At 58.2% G+C, this 1924-nt stretch carries 1 protein-coding gene and 2 pseudogenes; 1 reads left to right on the forward strand and 2 read right to left on the reverse strand.

Annotated elements, in window-relative coordinates:
• Positions 1–282: 282 nt before the first annotated feature.
• Positions 283–993, reverse strand: a pseudogene (locus A2I95_RS34405) (IS6 family transposase).
• Here A2I95_RS34405 and A2I95_RS34410 point away from each other — a divergent pair.
• Positions 977–1279, forward strand: a complete 303-nt coding sequence (locus A2I95_RS34410; RefSeq protein WP_291737018.1) for a YciI family protein — start codon at positions 977–979, stop codon at positions 1277–1279. The pseudogene A2I95_RS34405 and the gene A2I95_RS34410 overlap by 17 nt on opposite strands.
• A 451-nt stretch (positions 1280–1730) precedes the next feature.
• On the opposite strand, the pseudogene A2I95_RS34415 reads toward A2I95_RS34410, so the two are convergent.
• Positions 1731–1924: pseudogene (locus A2I95_RS34415) on the reverse strand (LysR family transcriptional regulator); the annotation flags it as partial.

The following is a 1924-nucleotide window of genomic DNA, read 5'->3' on the forward strand; positions in this document are numbered from 1 at the left end:
ACACGCCGGGTGACCGAAAGCTCTGCATTGCTCGTTCCCGCTTTCGAAATGGCAGGTGACTGTTCTCGGCTTGATTGTTGAGGCGCTTGTGCGACCAAGGACCCAGGGTGGGCGCCGCCCTTTTTGTTTGGCAGCGCCATAAGAGCGAAGCTTGCCGGTGATGATCCCCCTTGCGGGCGTGTCATTTGATCAAACGGAGCGGCATCTGTTTCGCTGTCCGTTTGTCGCGCCGGCATTGCCAACTTATTTGCTCCCGCCCGAATGCGGCCTGACCCACGCCCGTCAGGCGGTCATTTCGAGTGTGTAGGCGCTCCAAAGATCGAAGGCATCGGCTCTGGCATGGTGATAGGATTTGGCGGTAGGACGATAGCGGCGGGGACGGAAGATAGTGTTGATCTGGTCATGTGCGGCCAGAAATCTCTGCGCCTGTCCAGGTGACTTGAACCGCCCCATGAGTTTCTCTCGCTTTCGGGCCGGCCGATGGAATCCTTCGATCCGGTTGTTCAAGCCCTTGTGCGCCCGATGATCAGCATTCGGCGCAAGGTTGCGGATCGGCCTGATGTAACTGCGCAGCTTGTCGGTGATCACGGCCCGCGGAGCGTCAAACCGGTCGATCAGCCGCTTTAGGAACCGGCTGGCGGCCTTCGCATTACGTTGCTTTTGCGCGAGAATATCGAGCACGTTCCCATTCGCGTCGACTGCCCGCTAGAGCCAGAACTTCTCGCCATTTATCGGAACAACAGCTTCATCCAAGTGCCATTTGTCACTGGTGCCCGGCCTGTCGCGCTTGATACAATCGGCGCAATGGCGGCCAAACCGGTTCACCCAGTTCCGGACGGTTTCCCGGCTGACCATCACGCCGCGTTCGGCAAGCCGATCCTCGACATCCGCCGTTCTGAGCGCAAAACGATGATACGCCCAGACCGCATAGGCGACGATCTCGCGAGGAAAACGGTAGCCTTTCAGGCCAGGCATCGTGCAAGGCATTTTCATCCCGGTTGCCTATGCGAAAGCCGACGGGCAAACAACTTGGCAATGCCCCCGGCATCTCGATTTCTTAGAACGGCACTCAGACAAGATCGAGGCAGCGGGACCTTTGTCTGACACCGCGCGACTTGGACGTGACGGCATGTGGATTGTCGAAGCCGATGCCGAGGAAGATGTTGATCGGCTTGTCCAAGAAGATCAGTTCTGGCCGACCGGGCTTCGCAAATCCTACGCGATCATCAAATGGACCCAAGTCTATGCAGCCGGGTCAAGACTGATCGCGCCGTCCTGACAGCGTCTTGGCCTTCAAACGGAAAACGGACACTTGCCGCGCGGACGCGAAGGTCAGCTGCGTCTGCGCTCTGCGTGAATTCGTGGTTTTAAATTTGCTGCAGGCTGCCGGAATGGCCGCATTTCTTTCTGCCGATCGGCGGGAGAAATTCGGCTGTGCAGCCCATAGGCGCGCTGCGAGCGCTCGCAGCAAAAAATCATGATGTCCGGGTAGGGCTCTGACCGAGCGTTAGCCGCGCCAGGCGTGAATGGCTGATCCCCGAGACCAGGACCGTTCAACTGGTCGGGCTTGGACTGGAAGTGAGCGGACAAAGTTGCCATCGCCCGAAAGTGATTGAATGTCCGCAATACCACCGTTTTTGGCTTATGTTTTTGGAAGAGTAGCTGGCTTTGGGCGTTCGTCAGCCCATTCAAACAAGCCGGCTTGGCCGAGATAAATGACAAAACTGTTCTCAGCAGCGGCCAAAATCAATCCGGGTGCTTTGGGCTGTCAGCCAGTCGATGGCGGCCCGGGTTCGCCGACGCGCCTGGTTGCCTTTGCCCACGTCCAGGAAATACCCGTGGGTTGGCGTGATGTCTTCGCTGAACAGGCGCACCACTCTGCCTTCGGCCAAATCCTGGTCAATCAGCGGCAGCCATCCTACGA

The organism is Leisingera sp. F5, assembly GCF_001593695.1.